This window comes from Litorihabitans aurantiacus (assembly GCF_030161595.1).
In the GTDB taxonomy this organism is placed as follows: Bacteria; Actinomycetota; Actinomycetes; order Actinomycetales; family Beutenbergiaceae; genus Litorihabitans; species Litorihabitans aurantiacus.
The window spans coordinates 1358804-1381719 of the sequence record NZ_BSUM01000001.1; the positions used below are offsets into that span (position 1 = coordinate 1358804).

The 22916-nt window shown below is 75.4% G+C and carries 12 protein-coding genes and 2 pseudogenes; 5 read left to right on the plus strand and 9 right to left on the minus strand.

Annotation, left to right across the window (positions count from 1 at the left end):
- The first annotated feature begins 220 nt into the window (after positions 1 to 220).
- Positions 221 to 1843, plus strand: coding sequence for an SPFH domain-containing protein (locus QQK22_RS06400; RefSeq protein WP_284250188.1), 1623 nt, complete (start codon positions 221 to 223; stop codon positions 1841 to 1843).
- Positions 1844 to 1879: 36 nt separating this feature from the next.
- On the opposite strand, the gene QQK22_RS06405 is transcribed toward QQK22_RS06400, so the two are convergent.
- The 7 genes and pseudogenes from QQK22_RS06405 to QQK22_RS06430 form a co-directional block, all read right to left on the minus strand.
- Positions 1880 to 2605 (minus strand): 4'-phosphopantetheinyl transferase family protein, encoded by a 726-nt coding sequence (locus tag QQK22_RS06405; RefSeq protein WP_284250189.1) that lies wholly within the window; start codon positions 2603 to 2605, stop codon positions 1880 to 1882.
- Positions 2606 to 2645: 40 nt separating this feature from the next.
- A complete protein-coding gene (locus QQK22_RS06410) occupies positions 2646 to 3575 on the minus strand; it encodes an ABC transporter permease (protein WP_284250190.1) in 930 nt (309 codons plus the stop codon).
- Positions 3572 to 4588, minus strand: a complete 1017-nt coding sequence (locus tag QQK22_RS06415; RefSeq protein ID WP_284250191.1) for an ABC transporter ATP-binding protein — start codon at positions 4586 to 4588, stop codon at positions 3572 to 3574. The genes QQK22_RS06410 and QQK22_RS06415 overlap by 4 nt, the downstream gene beginning before the upstream one ends.
- A complete protein-coding gene (locus tag QQK22_RS06420; RefSeq protein WP_284250192.1) occupies positions 4585 to 4794 on the minus strand; it encodes an MbtH family protein in 210 nt (69 codons plus the stop codon). The genes QQK22_RS06415 and QQK22_RS06420 overlap by 4 nt, the downstream gene beginning before the upstream one ends.
- A 135-nt stretch (positions 4795 to 4929) precedes the next feature.
- Positions 4930 to 5739 carry an alpha/beta fold hydrolase gene (locus QQK22_RS06425; RefSeq protein ID WP_284252586.1) on the minus strand — a complete coding sequence of 270 codons (810 nt, stop codon included), beginning with the start codon at positions 5737 to 5739 and terminating at the stop codon, positions 4930 to 4932.
- Positions 5740 to 5829: 90 nt separating this feature from the next.
- Positions 5830 to 6189, minus strand: a pseudogene (locus QQK22_RS18610) (hypothetical protein); the annotation flags it as partial.
- A pseudogene (locus QQK22_RS06430) lies at positions 6090 to 15584 on the minus strand (non-ribosomal peptide synthetase); the annotation flags it as partial. The pseudogenes QQK22_RS06430 and QQK22_RS18610, both read right to left, overlap by 100 nt.
- 349 nt (positions 15585 to 15933) lie before the next feature.
- On the opposite strand from QQK22_RS06430, the gene QQK22_RS06435 reads away from it, so the two are divergent.
- A complete protein-coding gene (locus QQK22_RS06435) occupies positions 15934 to 17421 on the plus strand; it encodes a polysaccharide deacetylase family protein (RefSeq protein ID WP_284250193.1) in 1488 nt (495 codons plus the stop codon).
- 3 nt (positions 17422 to 17424) lie between these two features.
- Here QQK22_RS06435 and QQK22_RS06440 read toward each other — a convergent pair whose 3' ends face one another.
- The gene (locus QQK22_RS06440; RefSeq protein WP_284250194.1) at positions 17425 to 18663 is read right to left on the minus strand and encodes an NAD(P)/FAD-dependent oxidoreductase; all 1239 of its coding nucleotides are present in this window, start codon (positions 18661 to 18663) and stop codon (positions 17425 to 17427) included.
- 158 nt (positions 18664 to 18821) lie between these two features.
- On the opposite strand from QQK22_RS06440, the gene QQK22_RS06445 reads away from it, so the two are divergent.
- From QQK22_RS06445 to QQK22_RS06455, 3 genes are read left to right on the plus strand one after another with little or no spacing between them, the layout of a single operon-like run.
- On the plus strand, positions 18822 to 19988 hold the full coding sequence (locus tag QQK22_RS06445) for a type III polyketide synthase (RefSeq protein ID WP_284250195.1): 1167 nt from the start codon (positions 18822 to 18824) through the stop codon (positions 19986 to 19988).
- A complete protein-coding gene (locus QQK22_RS06450; protein ID WP_284250196.1) occupies positions 19985 to 20776 on the plus strand; it encodes a class I SAM-dependent methyltransferase in 792 nt (263 codons plus the stop codon). The genes QQK22_RS06445 and QQK22_RS06450 overlap by 4 nt, the downstream gene beginning before the upstream one ends.
- A complete protein-coding gene (locus tag QQK22_RS06455) occupies positions 20769 to 21962 on the plus strand; it encodes an FAD-dependent oxidoreductase (RefSeq protein WP_284250197.1) in 1194 nt (397 codons plus the stop codon). The genes QQK22_RS06450 and QQK22_RS06455 overlap by 8 nt, the downstream gene beginning before the upstream one ends.
- A gap of 9 nt (positions 21963 to 21971) precedes the next feature.
- Here the strand turns inward: QQK22_RS06455 and QQK22_RS06460 are convergent, their stop codons facing one another.
- Positions 21972 to 22820, minus strand: coding sequence for a UbiA family prenyltransferase (locus QQK22_RS06460; RefSeq protein ID WP_284250198.1), 849 nt, complete (start codon positions 22818 to 22820; stop codon positions 21972 to 21974).
- Positions 22821 to 22916 lie beyond the last annotated feature (96 nt).

Here is a 22916-nt window from a genome sequence, read left to right on the forward strand (position 1 = left end):
CCATCGGCGCGAACTTCCGTCGATGGGGCCTGACCGAGCGTGCGGTCGTGGGGCCCCGGGTCCCCTCCTCGATGCTACCGAGGCGTGCGGCCGCCGGTCGCATCCAGCAGCCGGGCGGGCCCCGACCCCGCACGCGCGGCCCGTCCCGCCTAGAGTCGAGGCAGCCCACCAGACCGACCCGTCCCGCCGCGCGCGGGCCGGCCCTGAATGGAGACCCCTCATGGACTTCCCCTCCTCGGTGCTGATCGTCGCGGCCGCCGTCGTCGCGATCGTCGTCATCGCCGTCATCGGAGCGATCTACGCGAAGGTGCGGTTCAAGATCGCCACGCCGGACGAGGCGCTCATCATCACCGGCCGCAAGAGCGGCAAGCCGGTCATCAACCCGGAGACGGGTGACGAGACGACCGACCTGTCGGGCCAGCGCGTCGTGATCGGCGGCGGGACGTTCGTCAAGCCGATCTTCGAGCAGGTCGTGCGGCTCTCGCTCGCCTCGCAGAGCTTCCCGGTCGCGGCCGAGGACGCGACCACGAAGTCCGGCGTCGCCGTGACGCTGCGATCCATCGCCGTCGTGAAGGTGGGCGGGACCGAGCGCATGGTGCGCGCCGCCGCCCAGCGGTTCGCCGGACGCAGCCAGGAGCAGGTCATCGAGCAGCAGACCTCCGAGGTGCTCGTCGGTGTGCTCCGCACCATCGCGGGAACCCTGACGGTCGAGTCGATCCTGTACGAGCGTCAGGACTTCTCCAAGGAGGTCAAGGACATCGCGGTCCCGATGCTCGCCGAGCGCGGCCTCATCCTGGAGAACTTCGAGATCCAGACCGTCGAGGACACCGGCGAGTACATCCGCAACCTCGGGCGCCCGCGCGCCGCCGCCGTCGCCCGCGACGCCGAGATCGCCGAGGCGCAGGCGCAGCAGGAGAGCACCGAGCGCAGCAACGAGGCGGCCGTCCAGATCGCCGAGTCCAACAAGTCGCTCGCGCTGCGCAACGCGACCATCGCTCAGGAGACGGCGCAGGCCCAGGCCGACGCCGAGGCGGCCCGCGAGCGCGCCGAGGCCGAGGCGCAGCAGGAGGTCCTGGTCCAGCAGGAGCAGGTCGCCCAGCGCCGCGCCGCGCTGCGCGAGCAGGAGCTGCAGACCGAGGTGCGCAAGCCCGCCGAGGCCCGCAAGTACGAGGCCGCCCAGGAGGCCGACGCCCGCAAGTACGCAGCGGAGCAGGAGGCCGAGGCCGCCAAGACGACGGCCATCCGCAAGGCAGAGGCCGAGGCGCAGCGCACGACGGCGCAGGCCGAGGCCGAGGCGTCCGCCTCCCGCTCGCGCGCCGAGGCGGCGCTCATCGAGCAGCAGCGCCGCGCCGAGGGCGCCCTCGCGCTCGCGAAGGCCGACGCCGACGGGATCCAGGCCCGCGGTGAGGCCGAGGCGTCCGCCGAGCGCGCCCAGGGTGAGGCCCGGGCCTCCGCGATCAAGGCCGAGGCCGACGCCTACCAGACGTTCCCGGAGTCGGCGCGCCTGCAGATGGTGCTCGACGCGCTGCCGAAGATGGCGCAGCCCTACGCCGATGCCCTCGGTGCGATCGACGGCATCACGATCATCGACAAGGAGGGTGCCTCGCGCCTGCCCGGTCAGGTCTCCACGGGCGTCCAGGAGGTCGCCGCGCTGCTCAAGGCACAGACCGGCGTCGACCTGCTCGAGCTCATCGGGGGGCTCGGGGGCTCGAGCACGTCCTCGGCAGCCGAGCCCGGCACCGCCGGCGGCTCCGTCACGGGTCCGACCCGTCGTCCGTCCGTGACCGGTCCGAGCACCTCGGGCTCGTCGCCGTCGGACGGTGCGGCACAGCCGGAGGGCTGAGAACGGGCCGTGGCACCCCGGGGCGCCCGGGTCCGTTCAGGACCCCAGTGCCCCGGGGCCGACGATCTCGACGGGGTGGGGCCGCACTGCCGCGACGGCGCGGTGGTGGGTGCCGTCACCGGGCAGGTCGGCGACGCTGAGCCGCGCCACGGCGGCCACGGGTGCCGCCAGAACGGCGCGCCACGAGAGCTGCCCGTCGCTCCGGTGGTGGGACGACGTCGTCGCGTCCGCCGGGGCGAGCAGCACCTCGTGCGGTGGCAGCCGCAGACCCAGGCCGGCGGCCTTGAGCACCGCCTCCTTCTCCACCCAGCGCTGCAGCCGGGCGCGCCCGGGATCGGCGGCGCGGGCGACGGCGTCGCGCTCCCGCGGGTGCAGCGTGAACTCGTCCAGGCCCGGGGACCGCTCGAGCGCGGCGGGCGTCGCCGTCTCGACGTCGACCCCGACGCATGCCTCCTCGGGTCCGACGGCGACCAGGACGCGCTCACCCGAGCCGGACGTGCTGAGGGACAGGCCCGCCGTCCGCGGCCGACCGTGCGGGCTGTCGCAGTCCTCGCACCGGCGCTCGATCACCAGCTCCGGGGCGTCCGCGAGCGGGCGTCCCGTCCGGGTGAGCACGAGGAGCCGCAGCGCCGCGCGCCCGGCCAGCGTGCGCCGGGCGTCGTCCGGCCGGCGACGGCGTGCGGCGGCGACGCGGTCGACGTCGTCGACCATCGCCGCCGCGGCCTCCTGCGGTGCGAGCCGGCCCCCGTGAGGCGGGCGCACCGCTCCAGCACGTCCGTCACGGACGCGTCCAGGAGCGTGATCACCGCTTGCTGATGCGGCGGTACTGCCCCACGGCGATCGGCGCGAAGATCGCGATGATCGCGATGCAGCACAGGAACGCGTAGAGCGTGGCGTGCTGCGCCGCCCAGCCGGCTGCGACCTCGAAGTCCTCAGGCGGCTGGTTCCCGAATCCCTGCCGGACCGCGGTGGCCACGGCGGTCACCGGGTTCCACTCGGCGATCGTCCGCAGCACGCCCGGGAGCGTGTCGGCGGAGACGAAGGCCCCGGAGATGAAGCAGACCGGGAACAGCCACAGCAGCCCGAGGCTCTGGGCGACCTCCACGCTGCGGGCCGTGAGCGCGATCGTCGCCCCGATCCACGACGTCGCGAACGCGAACAGGACCAGCAGACCGAAGGCGCCCAGCGCCGGACCGATGCCGGCGTGCACGCGCCACCCGATGGCGAGCCCGCACGCCACGATGACGGCGATGGAGATGCCGCTCGTGACCAGGTCGGAGGTGGTCCGACCCAGGATGACCCCGACGCGTGACATCGGCAGGGCCCGGAACCGGTCGATGAGGCCGGACTGCAGGTCCTTCGCGAGGTAGACGGCCGTGAAGGAGGAGTTGAACGTCAGCGTCTGCGCGAGGATCCCCGCGATGAGGAACTCCCGGTAGGCCTCCCCGCCCAGCGCACCGCCGAACACGAACGCCAGGATCAGCACGAAGATGATCGGCTGCGCGACCCCGGTCACGAGGGCCCCGGGGGTGCGACGGACGTTGACGTTGTTGCGCCGGGCGACGATCCAGCCGTCGCGCAGCGCCGAGAGCAGCGGTGCGAACGCACCGCCGCGGGGCTCGGGCACGAGGCTGCTCGTGGCGGTCGGGCGCACCTCGCCCGAGGCGGCGCCGGTACCGACGTCGCAGGCGGGACGGCCGGTCGTGGACCGGTCGGTCGTCGCGGTGCTCATGCGACCACCGCCTCGCCCGCGTCGGCCCGGGGGCCGCCGTGGGGGTCGTCCTCGTCACCCTCGTCGGGCACCGACCCGGTGCCCCCGGTGGGGCTCCCGGTCAGCTGCAGGAAGACCTCGTCCAGCGTCGGCTGGCGCAGCGCCGCCTCGGCGACCGCGGTCCCGGCCGCCTCCAGCGCGCCCAGCAGCGCGCGCAGCTCGGCGCTCCCGTCCGTCGCGGGGGCCGTCAGCCGCCGCGCACGCTCGTCGAACGCGGCCTCAGGCACGACGCGGCGCGCCGCCACGAGGGCGGCCGCGCCGTCGACACCGGGAGCGAGCACGACGTCGACCCACGCCCCGCCCGCGCGCGCCTTCAGCTCGGTGGCGGTGCCCTCGGCGATCACGGCGCCGGCGTCGATCACGGCGATCTGGTCGGCCAGCTGGTCCGCCTCCTCGAGGTACTGCGTCGTGAGGAGCACCGTGGTGCCGGCGGAGGCGAGCTGCTCCACCGCGTCCCACGTGTCGCGGCGCCCGCGCGGGTCCAGACCCGTGGTGGGCTCGTCGAGGATGACGACCGGGGGCCGGGCGACGATCGCACCGGCGAGGTCGAGCCGCCGCTTCATGCCGCCGGAGTAGTCGCCGGCGCGTCGCGAGTCCGCGACGTCCTCGAGGCGGAAGTCCCGCAGCAGCTCGCGCGCCCGTGCCTTCGCACCGCGCCGAGGCATGCCGTAGAGCTCCCCCACCATCGTCAGGTTCTCGAAACCGGTGAGCTTGTCGTCGACCGCGGCGTACTGCCCGGAGACACCGAGGTTGCGTCGCACCGCGTCACCGGCGGTCCGCACGTCGTGCCCCGCGACCCGCACCTCGCCGGCGTCCGGCTCCAGCAGCGTGGTCAGCACGCGGACGGTCGTGGTCTTGCCCGCCCCGTTGGGGCCGAGGAGACCCTGCACCGTGCCCTCCGGCACGTCGAGGTCGATCCCCGCGAGGGCCTGGAAGTCGCCGAAGCTCTTGGTCAGTCCTCGGATGGCGATCACGAGGCGGCACGCTCGCGGTCCAGGACCGGCGTGATGTCGTGCCAGTGCGCGGTCACGTACTCCACCGCCTCCTCGCGGGGTGCCGGGCCGAACACGGCCACCCATCCGTTCGGGACGTCGGCGAACTCCGGCCAGAGGGAGTGCTGGTTCACGCTGTTGACCAGGACCCGGAAGCGGGCGTCGGCGTCGTCGAAGGGGTTCGTCATGTTCTCGTCCTCATCCATACGTCGTCAGCAGGTCTCACCAGGGGTTCGGCGCCGCGGGTGGGATCGGATGGGTGCCCGGGCCACATTTGTTCGATTCGGAACGAATGCGACCCGGGCACAGGAGCCGGCACACCGTCAGGCGCGCGGCTCGTCCCGGCCCAGCAGCGCATCGAGCACGGGTGCGAGCTCCGGCATCGCCTCGTCGGCCAGCATGTCGCTGTGTCGGACGCCGACCCGGGAGGACGTCACCTCACCGCTCACGTGGGCCTCCCACGCCGAGGGCGAGGGTCGGTCGGCGGGGATCTCGCGCGTCGCCTCGACGACGTGGAGGTCACCGTCGAACGTCGGCACCGGGGTCGCGTCGAGCAGCTCCCCGAGCCGCACGAAGCGGCGCACCATGCGCTCCACCGCAGTGACGGGAACGTCGGCGAGCGGGTTGTCGACCTCCGCCAGCAGACGGCGGACCGCGTCGACGTCGAGCTCGACGTCGGCCGGCGCCGCGATCCCGTTGGCGTCCAGCAGCCCGCGCCACATGGCGTCACCGCCGGCGACGCCGGCCAGCGCCGACTCCCGCGTGGGGTAGGCGTCCAGCACCACGAGGAGGGCGACCTCCTCACCGCTGCTGCGCAGCCGTGCCGCCAGGTGCTGCGCGAGCCGGCCGCCGAACGACCACCCCATCAGGTGGTACGGCCCGTGGGGCTGGACCTCGCGCATCGCCCCGACGTAGCTGTCGAGCAGCTCCTCGATGGTCCCGGCCGTGGGCGGCTCGGGCTGGTCGGGCGCGATGCCCGGCATCTGCAGACCGAGCAGCGGCCGCCGCGAGGACAGGTGCTGCAGCAGCACGGCGTACTTCCAGCTCAGACCGCTCGCGGGGTGGACGGCGAACAGCGGTGCGCCCGTGCCCTGCTCGCGCAGGGGCAGGATCGTGCGCAGGCTGTCCGCCACGGTCGAACCGGCCCCCTCGCCGGCGGACGCGAGCGCGGCCAGCGCGGCCACGGTCGGCGCCCGGAAGAGCGCCTGCACCGGCAGGTCGCTGCCCAGCGCCTCGTTGACCGCCGCGACGGTCGGCTGGGCCACGAACGAGTGGCCGCCGAGCTCGAAGAAGGAGTCCTCCGCCGAGACCGCCGACTCCCCTCGCCCAGGCCGAGCACCCGGGCGAACGCCGCGGCGACGGCGCGCTCGGCGTCGCCCTCCGGGGCCCGGCCACCGGCCGCCCCCGCGTGCTCCAGCTCGGGCAGAGCGGCCGCGTCGACCTTGCCGTTGCGGGTCAGCGGGACCTCGTCGATCACGCGCACGGCGACCGGGACCATGTAGTCCGGCACGCGCGAGCGCAGGTCGGCGAGCAGGGCGGCGGTGAGGTTCTCGGGCTCTGCGTCGCCGGAGGCGACCACCCACGCCCCGAGGGCCGTCGCACGCCCGGTGTCGACCGGTCGCACCACGGCCCGCTCCACGCCGTCGGACCGGCGCAGCAGCGCCTCCACCTCACCCGGCTCGACGCGGTGGCCGCGGATCTTGACCTGGTCGTCGCTGCGGCCGAGGGACACCACGCGGCCGTGGGCGGGTCCGGCGTCGCCCTCGCGGGCGGGCCGCACGGCGACGAGGTCGCCCGTGCGGTACATCCGGCTCCCGTCGGCGGCGAACGGGTCGGCGACGAACCGCTCCGCGCTCGCCCCGGGGCGACCGGCGTACCCGTGAGCGAGCTGCTCACCCGCGAGCCACAGCTCACCGACACCGCCCGGCACGGTGGGCCGCAGCGAGGCGTCCAGCACGTAGCCCCGCGTCCCCGGCGTCGTGGCCCCCAGCACGGGCGCGTCCGTGTCCGCCACGCGCGCGACGAGCGAGTCGACACCCACCTCCGTCGGGCCGTACAGGTTCCAGGCCTCGACGCCCGTGCGCTCGCGCAGCCAGTCCCACAGCCCGCCGTCGATCGCCTCGCCGCCCAGCAGGAGCGTGAACGGCGCGTCCGCGGGACGGGAGTCGAGCACGTCGGCGAACGACGTCTGCGCCACCAGCGCGGCGACGTAGCCCGGCGTGGTCTCCCACGCCGCGACGCCTCGCTCCGCGAACAGGCGCACGAGCGCCTCGGGGTCGCGGCGCACGTCGTCGGCCACCACGAGCAGCTCGTGACCGGCGGCGAGCCACAGCACGGGGTCCATCGCGGCGTCGAAGCCGACCCCGGTGGTGTGCGCCATCCGCACGCGGCGGAGCTCGGGGTCGGGCAGCAGCGTGGCCCGGTGCGAGGCGAGCAGGTGCGCCAGCGCGCGGTGCGGCACCTGGACGGCCTTCGGCTCACCGGTCGTGCCGGAGGTGAACACGAGGTACGCCGGGTCGTCGAGATCCGGCGTCACCGCGGCCCCGGTGTCGTCCGCGGCCTCCGCGACACCGCCCGCTCCCCCGTCACCGACGAGGTCGGTGAGGGCGACGACGGCGTCCGGCTCCAGCCCCGCGTCGGCGGCCGCCTCGTGCGAGACGTCGCCGAGCCCGTCGCCGGGTGCCGCCTCGTCGGCGTGCACGAGCAGCCGGGCGCCCGCCGTCGTGAGCATACGTGCCACCCGCTCGGCGGGCAGCGCGTCGTCGATCGGGGCGACGACAGCCCCGGCGCGCCACACCCCGAGCAGCGCCGCCACCGTGTCGACCGACCGCGGCAGGCGCAGCGCGACGACGTCGCCGCACGCCACCCCGCGCGCCCGGAGCGCCGAGGCGAGCGCCGTCACGCGCGCGTCGAGCTCGCCGCGCGTCAGGCGGGACGGCTGCCCCGGGGCCACCGCGGGCCCGGTGACCGCGACCGGTGAGGCGTCCCGGGCCACGGAGTCCGCGAGGACGTCCAGGACGGTCCGGGCCTCGTGCTCCCCGGCGGGCCACGCGGCCAGAGCGGTGGGGACGCCGGGGATCACGACGTCGCGCAGGGCGGTGTCGGGGGCCTCGGCGACCGCGCCCAGGAAGGCGAGCCAGCGGTCGACGAGCCCGCGGGCCGCCTCGTCGCTGAACAGCGCGGCGTTGTACTCCAGCACGCCGTCCACCGCGCTGTCGGCGCTGACGGCGCCACCGGTCGCACTCGCGCCGCGGCCGCGCGGACGCAGGGTGAACGACAGGTCGACCTTCGCCGCCCCGGTGGACTCCGGCGGGACAGCACGCGTGGTGACGCCGGGCAGGTCGAGCTGGAGCCCGGTGGGCTCCTCCAGCGACAGCATGGTCTGGAACAGCGGGTGCCGCCCGAGCCGGCGCTCCGGGGCCAGGGCCTCGACGATGCGCTCGAACGGGACGTCCTCGTGCTCCACCGCGGTCAGCGTCGCCGCGCGCGCCAGGTCGATGGCGTCGAGCAGCGTCGGGTGGGTGGCAGAGGCCCCGTGGGCACGATCGGTGGGCCGCAGGTCCAGCCGGAGCGGCAGCGTGTTCACGAAGAAGCCCACGAGGTCGGCGAGGTCGGGGTCGGTGCGGCCCGCCGAGGGCGACCCGATCACGATGTCGTCGCCCGAACCGATCCGCTGAAGGTACCCGGCCAGCGCACCGAGCCACGCGTGGAACGCGCTCGCGGAGCGACGCCCGGCCGCCGTGGTCAGGCTCGCCGCGACGTCGGACGGGATCTCGAACTCGAGCAGCCGCGCGGGCTGCGACGCGGTGTCGGGCCGGGTGCCGTCGGCGGGCAGGTCGAGCTCGGTCGGCACACCGTCCAGCGCGTCCGTCCACACCGCCAGGTCCTGCTCGGCCGACCCGGTGGCCGTCGCCTCGCGATGCCGCGCGACGTCGGTCACCTGCACGGCGAGCGGTCGCAGCGCGGCCGGTCCGCCGCCCAGCCGCGCGGTGTAGGCGGCGGCCAGGTCGCCCACCAGCGGGGTCAGCGACGCACCGTCGGTGGCGATGTGGTGGATGACCAGGTCGAGCCGCCACGTGTCGTCACCGGTCGCCACGACCGCGGCGCGGATCGGGATCTCCGTGCCCAGGTCGAAGCCGGCGGTGAGGTCCACGGCGTCGGAGCCGGCCAGACCCGTCGGTGCCGGTTCGATGCGGGCGACCGCCGCGCCGTCGACCTCGGGGTAGGTGGTGCGCAGGACCTCGTGGCGGGCCACCAGGTCGTCGACGGCACCGGCCAGCGCTGCGGTGTCCAGACCGCCGCGGAGCTCGACCTGCAGGACGACCGAGTACTCCGAGGAGCTGGGGTCGAGCCGGTTGAGGAAGCGCAGGCGCTGCTGGCCCGCGGTCAGCGGGAGGTCGTCGTCACCGGCGCGCGGGTTCTCCGCGACCCACGCCCGCAGCCGCGGCCGGTCCTGCGACTCCTTCCGCGCGGCACGCGTGCTGGCATCGCCGGTGTCGTCGGGCCCCGCGCCGCGGACGTGCTCGAGCAGCGCACCCGGCGTCGGGGCGTCGAAGACCGTGCGCAGGGGCAGGTCGGCGCCGAGCTCCTCCCGGATGCGTGCCACGAGGGCGACGGCGAGGAGCGAGTGTCCGCCGAGGGCGAAGAAGTCGTCGTCGAGACCGACCTCGTCCGCCCCGACGACGTCCCCGACGATCGCGCACAGCGCGCGCTCGTCGTCGGTCTCCGGCGCCCGCGCGCTCGTGCGCGCGCCGGGCTCCGGCAGCGCGTCGACGTCGACCTTGCCGTTGGGCGTGAGGGGCACCGACGCGATCTGCGCCAGCGCCGTCGGGACCATGTACTCCGGCAGCGCCGCCGCGGCGGAGGCGCGCACGGCGTCGAGGTCGAGACCGTCCGGCTCGCCCCGGCCCACCAGCCACGCAGCCAGGCGCGCGGTCTCGGGGCCGCCGGGCGTGACGACGCGCACGATCGCGGTGGCGACGTCGTCGGCGCGCTCGAGGGTGCGCTCGACGTCGGCGACCTCGATGCGGTAGCCGCGCAGCTTGATCTGGTCGTCGTCGCGGCGCACGTACTCGAGCTCACCGCTCGCGCGGCGGCGCACGACGTCGCCGGTGCGGTACATCCGCGTGCCGTCGCCGCGCGGGTCGGCCACGAAGCGCGCGGCCGTCTCGGCGGCGCGGCCCCGGTACCCGTGGGCCTCGGAGAGGCCGGCCAGGTACAGCTCGCCCTCGACCCCCTCGGGGACGGGCCGCAGCGCGCGGTCCAGGACGCGGGCGGTGACGTTCGCGACCGGTCGGCCGATCGTGACCCGCCCCGGGGTGATCGGTGCGAGCACCGAGTCCACGGTGAACTCGCTCGGACCGTAGAGGTTCCAACCCGCCACGCCCGGGGCGTCGGCGAGGCGGTCCCACAGCGCAGCCGGCACGGCCTCGCCGCCGACGGCGACCAGCAGCGGCACCGTGCGGTCCGCGGCCCCCTCGAGCAGGCCGAGCGTCACGAGCTGCTGGGCGTAGGACGGCGTGGTCTCCAGGACGTCGACGCCGAGCTCGGCCACTGCGCGCACGACCGCCTCGGCGTCGCTCTGCGTCGTCTCGTCGGCGACGTGGAGCGTGGTGCCGGAGACGAGCCACAGGATCGGGTCCCACGCCGCGTCGAAGGCCAGGCCCGACAGGTGCAGCATGCGGGGCAGCCGGCCGGAGTCGGCCGCGACGGCGTCGCGCAGCGGCCCGACCAGGACGTCCTCGTGCTGCGCCAGCACGGAGGCCAGCGCGCGGTGCGGCACCTGCACGCCCTTGGGGCGCCCCGTGGTGCCGGACGTGTGGACGAGGTAGGCCACGTCGTCGAGCGCCGGAAGCGCAGGGAGCGCCGGCGGCTCGGTCTCGTTCGCGTCCTCGGTCGAGTCCCCGCTCACGAGGCCGTCGGCCGTGCGCAGGTGGGGCACGGACGCGCCCGCGTCCTCGAGCGCCCGCGCCAGCCGCTCCCCGCGCGCGACGTCGTCGACCAGCAGCACGGTCGGTGCGGCGTCGGTCAGGACGGTCGTCAGACGCTCGTCGGGGTGAGCGACGTCGAGCGGGACGGCGACGGCGCCGGCGCGCAGCGCCGCCAGCACGGTCACGACGGCGTCGGCGGTGCGCGGGAGCGCGACGGCGACCCGGTCGCCCGGCGCCGTCCCGAGGCGCACGAGGGCGACGGCCGCGGTCTCCACCCGGTCCTGGAGCTCGGCGAACGTCAGGGAGCGGTCGACCCCGACGAGCGCGGGCCGGTCGCCGTGCTCGGCCGCGGTGGCCGCCAGCCGGCCCAGCACGCCGTCGGACACCGGCAGGGTGCGCCCCTCCTCGTGCTCCACCAGGCGTGCGGCGGTCGCGTCGTCGACGACGGGCAGGTCGGACAGGCGGCGGTCCGCACCGCTCACGAACGCGTCCAGCACTCGGTCGAGCGCGTCGCCCAGCCGCTGCGCCGTGGAGGAGTCGAAGAGCGCGCGGTCGTAGCCGAGGGCGCCCACGAGGGGGCCGTCCTCGCCGTCGGGCGTGGCGAAGTCGACCAGCAGGTCGGTCTTGACGCCGGCGCTGGTCACCTGGCCCGGGACCGTCACCCGCAGCCCGGCGAGGTCGAGCTCGGCGGGCGCGTTGCTCTGCAGCGTCAGCAGGACCTGGAACAGGGGGTGGCGGTCGGGCACGCGCGGCGGGCGAAGCGCGTCGACGAGCAGGTCGAAGGGCACGTCCTGGTGGGCGTACGCCTCGGTGTTGCCCTCGCGCACCCGTCGCAGCACCTCCGCGAGCGTCGGGTCCTGCGCGAGCGAGGTGCGCAGCACCACGGTCGTGACGAAGAAGCCGACGAGCTCGTCGAGGCGCGGGTCGGTGCGCCCCGCGACCGGGGTGCCGACCACGACGTCCTCCCCGGCGCCCTGCTGCTCGAGAGCGACGGTCAGCGCGGCGTGCAGCACGATGAACAGGCTCGTACGGTGCTCGGCGGCGAGGGCGCGCAGCGCGGCGTGGCGCTCGGGGTCGAGGACGAGCGGCACCTCGCCGACGCCCCGCTGGGCGGGATCGGCGGCGTCGGCCGTCCCCCGGGCGCGGTCGCGCGGGAGGCTGATCTCGTCGGGCGCGCCCGCGAGCGTCCGCCGCCAGTGCTCGACCTGCTCGGCCAGCGCGCTGGTCGGGTCCTCGGGGTCGCCGAGGACCTCGCGCTGCCACAGCGTCCAGTCCGCGTACGTCACGGGCAGGGGCGCGAGCTCGGGCTCTCGTCCGTCGATCCGCGCCTCGTAGGCGCGCGAGAGGTCGTGCGCGAACGGTGCGAGGGACCACCCGTCGGCGGCGATGTGGTGCATGACCACCACGAGGGCGTGCCGGGTCGGCGCGGTGCGCAGCAGCACGGCGCGCAGCGGGGCCTGGGTCGTGACGTCGAAGGGCCGCAGGGCCTCCTGCTCCACGACGGCGTCGAGCCGCTCGGCGGGAACGTCGACGGCGGTCAGGGAGACGGGCCCGGCACGCAGGACCACCTGGACCGGCTCCCCGCCGTCGTAGGGCACGACGGTGCGCAGCGGCTCGTGGCGCTCCGCGACGTCGCCCAGGGCGGCCCGCAGCGCGGCCACGTCGAGCTCGCCGTCCAGGTGCAGCACGACCGGGATGTTGTAGGCGGCGGACCCGGGCTCGAGCCGGTTGAGGAACCAGAGCCGGCGCTGCGAGTGCGAGACGGGCAGGCGTTCGGGGCGGGGCGTCGGGGCGAGTCGCGGTCCCCGTGCCGAGCCTCGGGTGCCGGGGGTGTCGCCGGCGGTCTCGTCGTCGGTCGCGGTGTCACCGACCGCCCCCGCGAGCAGCGCGACGGTCGGGCGCTGGAAGACGGCACGGACCGTGACGGTGGTCTCGAGCCGGTCCGAGAGCACGGCGGCCAGCCGCGTCGCCAGGAGGGAGTGACCGCCCGCGGCGAAGAAGTCCTCCTCGATCCCGATCGAGCCGATCTCGAGGACCTCGGCGAAGGCCGCGGCGACGGTGCGCTCGGCCGCGGTGCGCGGCTGCTGGGAGGCGTCGGCCACGGTGGCCTCCGGGGCGGGCAGCGCGCGCCGGTCCAGCTTGCCGTTCGGCGTGAGCGGCAGGCTCGAGAGCGTGAGGATGCTGCTGGGGACCATGTAGTCCGGCAGGTCGGCGCGCAGCGCGTCCCGCACGCGGGTGCCGAGGCCGTCGCCACCCTCCCCCGTGACGTACCCGACGACGCGCGCCGCGGCGCCCTCGCCCTGGACGATCGCGGCGGCGCCGGAGACGTCGCCGTGGCGGCGCATGGCGCTCTCGATCTCGCTCAGCTCCACGCGGTAGCCACGGATCTTCACCTGGTCGTCGATGCGGCCGAGGAAGCGCAGCGACCCGTCGTGACGGCGTCGCACGACGTCCCCGGTGCGGTACATCCGGGAGCCGTCGTCGGCGAACGGGTCGGCGACGAAACGCTCGGCGCTCAGGCCGGGCTGCCCGACGTAGCCGCGCGCCACGTTCACGCCCGCGAGGTAGAGCTCGCCGACGGCGCGGTCGGGGACCGGGTGCAGCGCGGCGTCCAGCACGTAGTGCCGGCTGTTGCGCACCGAGGACCCCAGGTGGGGGTCGCCCGCGTCGATCGTGGCGATCAGGGAGTCGACCGTGACCTCGGTCGGACCGTAGAAGTTCACGGCGTGGACGTCCTCGTGCGCGGCGAACGCGTCCCACAGCCCGGGGCCGACCTCCTCGCCGCCGAGGGCCACGACCGTGGGGTGGCGCTCGCCCTCGAAGAGGCCGGTGGACAGGAGCGCCTGGGCGAACGACGGCGTCGTCTCGATCGAGTCGATGCCGGCCTCGGCGAGGTGGTCCGCCAGGCGCTGCGGGTCGCGCCGCACGTCGTCGTCGATCATGTGCAGCTCGTGACCGGCGAACAGCCACAGCAGCGGGTCCCACGCGGCGTCGAACGACAGGCCCGCGGTGTGCGCGACGCGCACGGGGCGACCGAGGCGCTCGGCGGCCGGCTCGAACAGCTCGGCGCGATGGTGCTGGAACAGGTTGCGCAGCGCCACGCGCTCGACCCCGACGCCCTTGGGACGGCCCGTGCTGCCCGAGGTGAAGACCACGTAGCCGAGCTCGGTGCTCGGCACCGACGGCAGCGTGGTGGCGTCGTCGCTGGCGCGGCGCCAGGCCGTCGCGGTGTCGGCGTCGATCGCCAGCGACGGGGTGGTCCACGTCGCCCCCGCGTCGCGGTCGCGCCCCGCCTGGCGGTGGCTGGTCAGGAGCAGGACGGGTGCCGCGTCCTCGATCATCCCGGTGACGCGCTCGATCGGGTACTCGGGGTCGAGCGGGACGTACACCGCGCCCGCCTTGAGCAGGGCGAGCACGATCATCGGCAGGTACCGGCTGCGCTCGATCCGGACGGCGACGGACTCCCCCGCCGTGACGCCCTGCGCGAGCAGGTGGTGCGCGAGGCGCGTGGACGCGAGGTCCAGCTCGGCGAGGGTCCAGGTGCCGTCGGGGGCGACGACGGCGAGGTCGTCGGGCCGCTCGGCGGCCTGCTCGGAGAAGGCGTCGAGCACCGTCTCCTCGCTGATCTGCCGCTCGGGACCGGCACCCTGGGCGATCAGCGGGGCGACCTCGTCCTCCGACACGAGCCGGGCGCTGGTCACGGGCATGTCGGCGTCCGCCAGCGCCTGGCCGAGCAGGCCGACGAGTCGCTCGGCGTGCTCGGTCAGGGTGGCGGTGGTGTGCAGCGCGGCGTCGCCCTCGAGTGCGAGCGTGGCCGTGGCGGCACCGCTGTCCAGGCCCGAGACGACGACCGACAGGTCGTGGACGGGACCGGTGGAGAGGATGCGGACCTCACCGGTCGCCTCGCCGAGCGTGAGCTGGTCGATGACCGGGAGCAGGTTGACCGAGGGTCCGGGCTGCGCCGGTGCCGTCGGGAGGTCGTCCGTGCGGAAGCGCTGGTGCTTCACGACGGCGCGCACGACGTCGCCGGCGTGCGCGACGGTCTCGGCGATCGTCGCCGAACCGGGGACGTCGAGGTGCATCGGGAGGATGCTGGAGAGCATCGACGGCGTGGCCTTCGCGACCTTCCCGCGGCGCGCCGTCACCGGCAGCCCGAGCGAGACGGAGTCCTGCCCGGTGATCCGGGCGAGGTAGAGCGCGACGACACCCACCACGGTCTTCGGCAGGTCGCGGCCCATGTCGGCGAGCGGCCGTGCCAGCGCCTTCGTGAGCGGGACGTCGACCCGGACGACGCGCGAGGCGGGACGCCCGGTCGTGCCCTCGAGCCCCTCGACCGTCGACTCGCGGTCGAACGCCTCCCGCCAGAACGCCTCGTCCTGCGCGTGCTCGTCGGAGGAGCGGTACTCCTCGAGCGCCCCGAGCAGCTCGGTGTGGGAGGGGAACGGCGAGGCCGTGCGCGCGGCGGTGCGCGCGACGCGGCCGGTGAGGAGTCGCAGGAGCGGCCCGGACGGCGCCCGCTTCGCCAGCTCGGTGTACACGCGGGCGAGGTAGTGCAGCGCGATGACGGCCGAGTACCCGTCGAGGGCGACGTGGTGCACGCGCTGGAACAGCAGCGAGCGGCCACCCGCGAGACGGAACAGGACGGCGCCGAAGAGCTCCTCGCCGGCGAGGTCGCGCGGCGTGGCCATCTCCTCGTCCATCCGCGCCCGGGCACGCTCCCGTGCGACGTCGGCGTCGACGTCGCGCAGGTCGACGACCTCGAGCAGGTCGTCGGTGGGCTCGGGGCGGCGCAGCACCGCGTACGGTCCGTCCGCGTCGGAGCGGAAGCGCATGCTGAGGGAGTCGATGTCGCGGACGGTCTTGGTGACCGCGATGCTCAGCAGCCGCGGGTCGAGATCGCCGGCGACGTCGAGGTACTGGCCGATCTGGTAGGTCGGGTTGTCGGGGTCGAGATCCTGGGCGTACCAGAGCCCGCGCTGCGCGGGGGTGAGGGTGAGGCGGTCGTCGGGGGCGGTCTCGGTCAGGGGCGTCTGATCGTTGGTCGTCACGCGTCACTCTCTTCACGGACGAGGCCCCGCCCTTGAGGGGGCGGGGCCTCGAGTCACGATGGTGCGCCGGTTGGTCCGGCGCTCACTGCTCGGTCGCTCGGCGTCGATCTACTGGAACTGACCGATCTGCAGGAAGTTCAGGATGCCGCCGATGTCGACCAGCGGGCCCTGGACGAGCGGGCCTTCGATGAGTGCGTTCCACATCTCCACGGGGAGCTCCTTCGTACGTCTCGTTGCCTGCCCCGGTCGGGGCCTCACGAGGGGTTCGGAACCGTCCGCGGTTCCGGATGGGTCGGGTCCGCGAACTCGGTGACCCGCGCCTGCCCCACGCCTGGCAGGGTGGTGGCCCATGAGGGGGCGTCTCAGGAACCTGTCGATCGCGTGCGCCACGGCGCTGGCACTCACCGCGTGCACGCCGGCGGCCCCGCCGCCGGAGGAGGACTCGGGGCCACCACCGACGTCCCCGACGCCGACCTCCTCCCCGGGGCAGCCGATCGAGCGGATCGCCGCGCCGTCCCTCTCGGACGAGCTCGTGCCCGGCCTCGAGCTCGTGTCGGAGACGGACGAGGACCTGCGGATCTACACGCAGCACGCGGTCGTGCCCGGGGCCGAGGACCTGTCGGCCGCCCTGGCGGACTACGCGTCGCAGGCGCGGGAGGCCTACCTCCCGGTCGCCGAGTCGGCCGTCGAGGCGGGCGACGTCGAGAACCTCCCCGACCTCAACGTCCGTCCGGCCCTGGTCGGGTCCGCACCCGACGTGCTCGGCGTGCGCATGACGACCTACCAGTTCTCCGAGGACACGGGGACCGCGAACGCCCGGACGTGGTGGGTCGACGGCGGCGACCTGCTCGACTCGGCAGACCTCTTCGCGACTCCGGAGGCCTTCACCGAGTTCGGTGACCTCGTGATGGCGGACCTCGAGGCACGTGAGCTGGGCCCCTGGGCGCCGGACGACGAGCCCACGCGTCAGCTCACCTCCATCACGTTCACCGACGGCGATCCGGTCGCCGAGCTCCCCGCCGGCGCTCTGACCGCCGCCGCGGCGGGTTCGCTCACCGTCCGCATTCCGGCCGGCGAGCTGCTGTCCGACGCCGGGCGGCGCGCGGCCGCCGCCGTCGCCGATCCGCAGCCCTACGACACCGGGCAGGTCGCACCGACCTCGCCGCCGCAGGAGTCGACGCCCCCGCCGTCGGCCTCGCCGACCGATGACCCGCCGTCGTCCGACGTGGACTGCGCGCAGGTCGCGTGCGTCGCCCTCACCTACGACGACGGGCCCTCCGCGAGCCTGACGCCCCAGCTCCTGGATGTGCTCGCGGAGCGCGGCGTGCCCGCCACCTTCTTCCTGCTGGGCTCCTCCGTCGAGAGCCACCCGGGGGTGGCCGCCCGGATCGCGCAGGAGGGCCACGAGATCGCCAACCACACGTTCTCCCACCGCGACCTCACCAACCTCGACCCGACCGAGCGGGCGGCGGAGATCGCCGACACGACCGCCGCGATCGAGTCCGCGACCGGCGTGACGCCGACGCTGGTGCGGCCGCCGTACGGCGCTCAGGACGACGCCGTCGTGGCCGAGTCCGGCATGGTGGTGGTGACGTGGGACGTCGACACCGAGGACTGGTCGAACCGCGATGCGGCGGTCACGACCGACACCGCGCTGGCGGGCGTCGAGGCCGGGTCCATCATCCTCATGCACGACATCCACCCGAGCACGATCGAGGCGGCGCCGGGCCTGATCGACGCGCTCGAGGCCGAGGGCTACACGCTCGTCACGGTGTCCGACATCCTCGCGCCGCTCGATCCGGCGCCCGGCACGCTGGTCTCGCGCGGGGCGTCCTGAGCCTCAGCCGACCTTGCCGCGCAGCAGGCGACGCAGGTAGACGACCGGCTCGACGTACCGGTCGAAGAACCATGACGCGGCGCGGGGCCGCACGAGGTCCCCGACCGGGATCGTCGGCTCCTCGCGGCCGTCGCGGTCGAACTCCGCCAGCAGGAGCCGGTGCGCCCGGGTGGTCACGGGTGCGATCGAGTAGCCGTCGTAGATCCGCATCGCGCGCCCGGTGCGGCGGGCGGCGATGTTGTGCGCGACGACCGGGACCTGCTGGCGCAGGGCGCCGCCCGAGGGCAGCGCGTCCAGGTCCGCCACGTCGCCGAGCGCCCAGATCCGCGGGTGTCCCGGCACCTGCAGCGTATCGGGGTCGACGACGACGAAACCGCCCTCGCTCGTCGTCAGCCCGCTCGCGGCGACCCACGCGGGCGCGCGGTGCGGCGGTGCGAGCAGGAGCGCGTCGTAGGGCGTGCGGACGCCGTCGACCGTGACGACCGTGCCGCCGTCGCCGTCGCCGTCGCGCGGCTCGACCGCCGATACGCGAACGCCGGTCCGCAGGGCGACACCCTGCTCCTCGAGCATCGCGCGCAGCTCCGCCTCCGCGCGGGGCAGCGGGACGAACGTCTCGGACGCCAGCAGCACCTCGACGTCGATCGCGCCGCGCACCCCGGTCGCGCGCCAGTGCTCCAGCGCCATCACCAGCGGCTTGAGGATCACGGGCGCGCACGGCACGTGCCGGTCGTCGACGACGACCACGACCCGCCCGGCCCGCACGCCCGTCAGCATCGGCCAGACGTCGACGGCGTGCTCCGGCAGGTAGCTCGTCGACGCCGCCGGGGTCGCCACCGCCTCGCGCGACCCCGGGATCGCGTCCCAGTCCACATCCGACCCCGGGCAGAGCGCGAGGTCGCCGTAGCCAAGCTCGCGCCCGTCCGCCAGCGTCACGGTCGAGCGTCGGGGGTCCACCGCGACGACGGCGCCCGCGTACCGCCGAGCGCCGGAGGGACCCACCTCGTCCTGCGCGTGCTGGAGCTCCGCGAGCTCCGCCTGGCCGCCCGCGACGTAGGACAGCATCGGGCGGTAGTGGTGCACGCGGGCGGGTTCGACGACGGCGACGTCGCGCGCACCCTCGCGCAGCAGCTTGCCCGCCAGCGAGAGGCCGGCGTTGCCGCCGCCCACGACGACGACGTCGTGCCGCGCCACCGCGGCGCGCTCGCCACCGGTCGCGGACGGGGCGGTGGTGGATCTGCTCACGAGCGTGCTCCTGACGGTGGGCTGGGCCGGACGGGTGCTGACGGCCGGTGCTCCTCCACGCTAGGCGCGCGGCCGCGGAATGCGATGCACAGGTTCGTCGGCCGGCACCGGCAGCGGCGGTTCTCGGTGAGTGGCGACAGCGCGCCTAGGGTGGGGCCATGGCTGTCAGCATCCGTTCGGTGGCCACCGCGGTCCCGCCCACCGTCCTGGCCCAGCACGCGATGCGCGATCTGCTCGCCGCGCAGCCGGGCCGCAGCCGGCTGGCCCGACGGCTCATCGCCTCCGCCTTCGACGCCTCGGCCATCGACACCCGCCACACCGTCGTCACCGACCTCGACACGGCCGTGCGTGAGGCGGACCCCGCCTCGCCCCCGCTCCTGCGGGACCCGGCCACGGACGCCGTCCTGCGGCCCGGCACCGGGGCCCGCAACGCCGCCTACGCCGCAGCGCTCCCGCCGCTGCTGCTCGCGGCCGCGCGCGAGGCGCTCGCCGCCTCCGGCGACCTCGACCTGGCCGACGTGACCCACGTCGTCACCGCCTCGTGCACCGGCTTCTTCGCGCCCGGGCCGGACTACGTCCTCGTGCGCGACCTCGGTCTCGCCCCCACGACCCGACGCCTGCACATCGGGTACATGGGGTGCTACGCGGCCTTCCCGGCCCTCGCCGCCGCGCGGTCGATCTGCGCGGAGGACCCCGGCGCCGTCGTGCTCGTGGTGTGCGCCGAGCTGTGCTCGCTGCACCTGGACGCCTCCGACGACCCGGACGCGATCGTCGCCGCCTCGGTGTTCGCCGACGGCGCCGCCGCCGCCGTCGTCACGGCGCGACCCGCGCCCGCTGGGCACCGGGTGCTCGACATCGACGAGCTGCGCACCACCCTGACCCCGGTGGGCGAGCAGGACATGGCGTGGACCATCGGCGACCACGGGTTCGAGATGGTGCTCTCGCGGTACGTGCCCGGCATCATCCACGAGCACATCCGCGGTGCGCTGGACGGCCTGCTCGCGACGGCGGGCACCGAGGTCGCCGACGCCCACGCGGTGATCGAGCGCTGGGCCGTCCACCCGGGCGGGCGCTCCGTGCTCGACAAGGTCGCCGCGGCCCTCGACCTCGACGCCGAGCAGATGGCACCCTCGCGCGCCGTCCTGCGCGAGTTCGGGAACATGTCGAGCGCGACCGTCCTGTTCATCCTGCAGCGGCTCCTCGCGGGCGAGGACGCGGGTGGCACCGATCGAGCCGCCGACGGCGAGCGCGTGTGCGCGATGGCGTTCGGCCCGGGGCTGACGGTCGAGTCGGCGCTGCTGACGCTGCGCGAGAACCCTGCGTGAGAGGCGTGCGCCCCGTCGCCCGCACCTCCCGATCGCCGCACGGGCTCGAGCGGCGAGACGTCGCGGCCGTCGAGCTGATGGACGACCCGGCGTGCGACGCCGAGGGGCTGCGCCGGACCTACCGCGCGTTCGTCGTGATCAACCGCGTGCTGGCGGGGTGGCGGCGCGTCTACGTGCGCCGGATCCGGCCGCTGCTGAGCGCCGACACGGTCACGACGCTGCTGGACGTCGGCTCGGGCGGCGGCGACGTCGCCCGGTCCCTCGCCCGGTGGGCCGCGCGCGACGGGCTGCGCCTGGAGGTCACCGGCATCGACCCCGACGCCCGGGCGATCGCGTACGCCACGAGCCGGCCGGCGCTCCCGGATCTCACCTTCGAGCGCGCGCACAGCGGCGATCTCGTGGCGCGGGGTGCCCGGTTCGACGTCGTGATCTCCAACCACGTGCTGCACCACCTCGACCCCGCCGCGCGCGACGGCCTCCTGGCCGACAGCGCGGTGCTGGCGCGCCGACTCGTGGTGCACGGCGACATCGCCCGGAGCCGCCGGGCGTACGCGGCCTACTGGGTCGCGACGCTGCCGCTCGTGCGGGCCGGACGCGCGTCGGCACCGTTCGTGCGCGACGACGGGCTGATCTCGATCCGGCGCTCCTACACGGCGCGCGAGCTGGCGGCGGTGCTACCCGCCGGGTGGCGCGTCGAGCGCGCCCCGTTCCGCGTGCTGGCCGTGCTGGACGGGCGCGCCGTTCTGGACGCACGTGAGCCGAGCGGCGGTGACGACGCGCGTGCGTGACGTCCTCGTGGTCGGTGGCGGCGCCGTCGGGCTCGCGCTGGCCGACCGGCTCCTCGCCGCCGGACTCGACGTCGCGGTGTGGGAGCGCCGGGACGCACCCGAGGCGGGAGACGAGGGCGCGGGCCACTCGCGCGCCATCGGGCTGCACGCGCCGGCGCTGGAGGTCCTCGACCCCGTGCTCGCGCGCACGATCGCGTCCGAGGCGGTGCACGTGCGCCACGGAGTCGCGCGCACGCGCGCCGGCGTCCTGGGCGTCGTGCCGTTCGACGGCGTCTCGCGCCGGTTCCCGTACGTGGCCACGCTGCCGCAGTCGCGCACCGAGCACCTGCTGCGCGCTCACGTGCGGCGCGGCCACCCCGGGGTCGTCGCGTTCGGCACGGCCGTGGTCGCGGTGGAGCCGACGCGCTCGGGGGTGAGGGTGGCGGGCGAGCGCCGGTCGCGCGACGGCGGCTCCGCGGCACCGGTGGTCGAGACGGCACGGTTCGTCGTCGCGGCCGACGGCGCCCGGAGCGCGGTGCGCGACCTCGTCGGCATCGAGGCGCCCGTCCACACCTACGCCGACACCTACCTCATGGGCGACGTCGCCGACTCGACCGGCGCGGGAGACGACGCGGTCATCCACCTCGAGCCCGGCGGCGTCGTGGAGTCCTTCCCGCTGCCGGGCGGCGTGCGGCGCTGGGTCGTGCACACGGGGCCGGCGGCCGGCCCCCACCTCGAGGCCTCACCGGAGCTGCTCGCCGCGCTGGTGCGCGAGCGCACCGGGGAGGCGGTCGACCCCGCGACCACGTCGATGCTCAGCGCGTTCGCCGTGCGGCGCCGGCTCGCGCCCCGCACGGTGGCTGGTCGCGTCGTGCTGCTGGGGGACGCGGCGCACGAGATCTCCCCCATCGGCGGCCAGGGGATGAACCTGGGCTGGCTCGACGGCGCGCGCCTGGCCCCGGTCCTCGTCGCGGCCGTGCAGGGGCGCACCGACGCCGCCGGCACCGCTCGTGCCCTGGCCGCGTACGACGTCGACCGACGCCGTCGCGCCCGCTGGGCGGCCCGCCAGGCCGAGCTCAACATGTCGCTGGGCCGACCAGTCTCCGGTACGCGCGCCGTCGTGCGCGACTCCGCGCTGACCGCCGCGCTGCGCACCCCGCTGCGCCGCGGGCTCGCGTCGGTCTACGCGATGCGCCACATGCGCTGAGCGCGATCCTCAGACGGCCAGCGACGTCCCCGACAGCGCGAGCTGCGCCGCGACCACCAGCGAGGCCACGATGATCAGCTGGAACAGCAGCCTGTCCGGCGGCCGGCGCACCACCCGCACGACACCGACGACCGCGATCGCCACGCACACGACCAGGCCGACGACACCGAGCACACCGGGCCGCCCGATCTGACCCGCCAGCACCGGGCCGAGCGTCGTCAGCGCCGCGGCGACCGCCAGCGCCGCGAACGCGACGACCCCGGAGACCACGCGCCCCAGGCGGTGCGGCAGTCCGTCGACACCGGTCCTCGCGTCGTCGTCCAGGTCGGGCAGCACGTTGGTGAAGTGGATGGCGACGCCGAAGACCGCCCCCACCGCCAGGGCCCACCACGCGGTCGTGGCGGGCGGCACGGCCGACAGCGTGACGACGGCGGGCAGCAGCCCGAAGCTCAGCACGAACGGCGCCACCGAGAACGCGGTGCGCTTCAGCGCGACGTTGTAGGCCCAGCCCGAGGCGACCAGCACGAGGTGGGCGACCGCGGCCCGCCACCCGAGCGCGAACGAGAGCGGCACCGTGAGGGCCGCCGTGACCCACGCGGCACCGCGCACCACGCCGACCGGCAGATCACCCCGGGCGACCGGCTTGTCGCTGCGGTGGACCGCCCGGTCGCGCGCGGCGTCGAGCCAGTCGTTGGAGAACCCGATCGAGAGCTGGCCGGCCAGGAACGCCAGCCCCAGCACGACCACGCGCCACGCCGGCAGGCCGGTCCCGACGCCCAGCACCACCGCCAGGACCGTGACCGTCGCGGTCGGTCCGGGGTGGCTGGACAGCAGGAGCGACCGGGTGCGGGCGAGCATCGTCCCAGCCTAGGTGGGCGGTCGTCGAGGAACGCCGGCGGGAGCCGGACGTGGGTACCGCGGTGCCCGCGGCAGGTTGTGCGACCGGCGCCGGCC

Bases quoted from the DNA above. Each gene is read 5' to 3' on its own strand.
- QQK22_RS06400 (WP_284250188.1), top strand. From the start codon at position 221: ATGGACTTCCCCTCCTCGGTGCTGATCGTCGCGGCCGCCGTCGTCGCG.
- QQK22_RS06410 (WP_284250190.1), bottom strand. From the start codon at position 3,575: ATGAGCACCGCGACGACCGACCGGTCCACGACCGGCCGTCCCGCCTGC.
- QQK22_RS06420 (WP_284250192.1), bottom strand. From the start codon at position 4,794: ATGACGAACCCCTTCGACGACGCCGACGCCCGCTTCCGGGTCCTGGTC.
- QQK22_RS06435 (WP_284250193.1), top strand. From the start codon at position 15,934: ATGAGGGGGCGTCTCAGGAACCTGTCGATCGCGTGCGCCACGGCGCTG.
- QQK22_RS06445 (WP_284250195.1), top strand. From the start codon at position 18,822: ATGGCTGTCAGCATCCGTTCGGTGGCCACCGCGGTCCCGCCCACCGTC.
- QQK22_RS06460 (WP_284250198.1), bottom strand. From the start codon at position 22,820: ATGCTCGCCCGCACCCGGTCGCTCCTGCTGTCCAGCCACCCCGGACCG.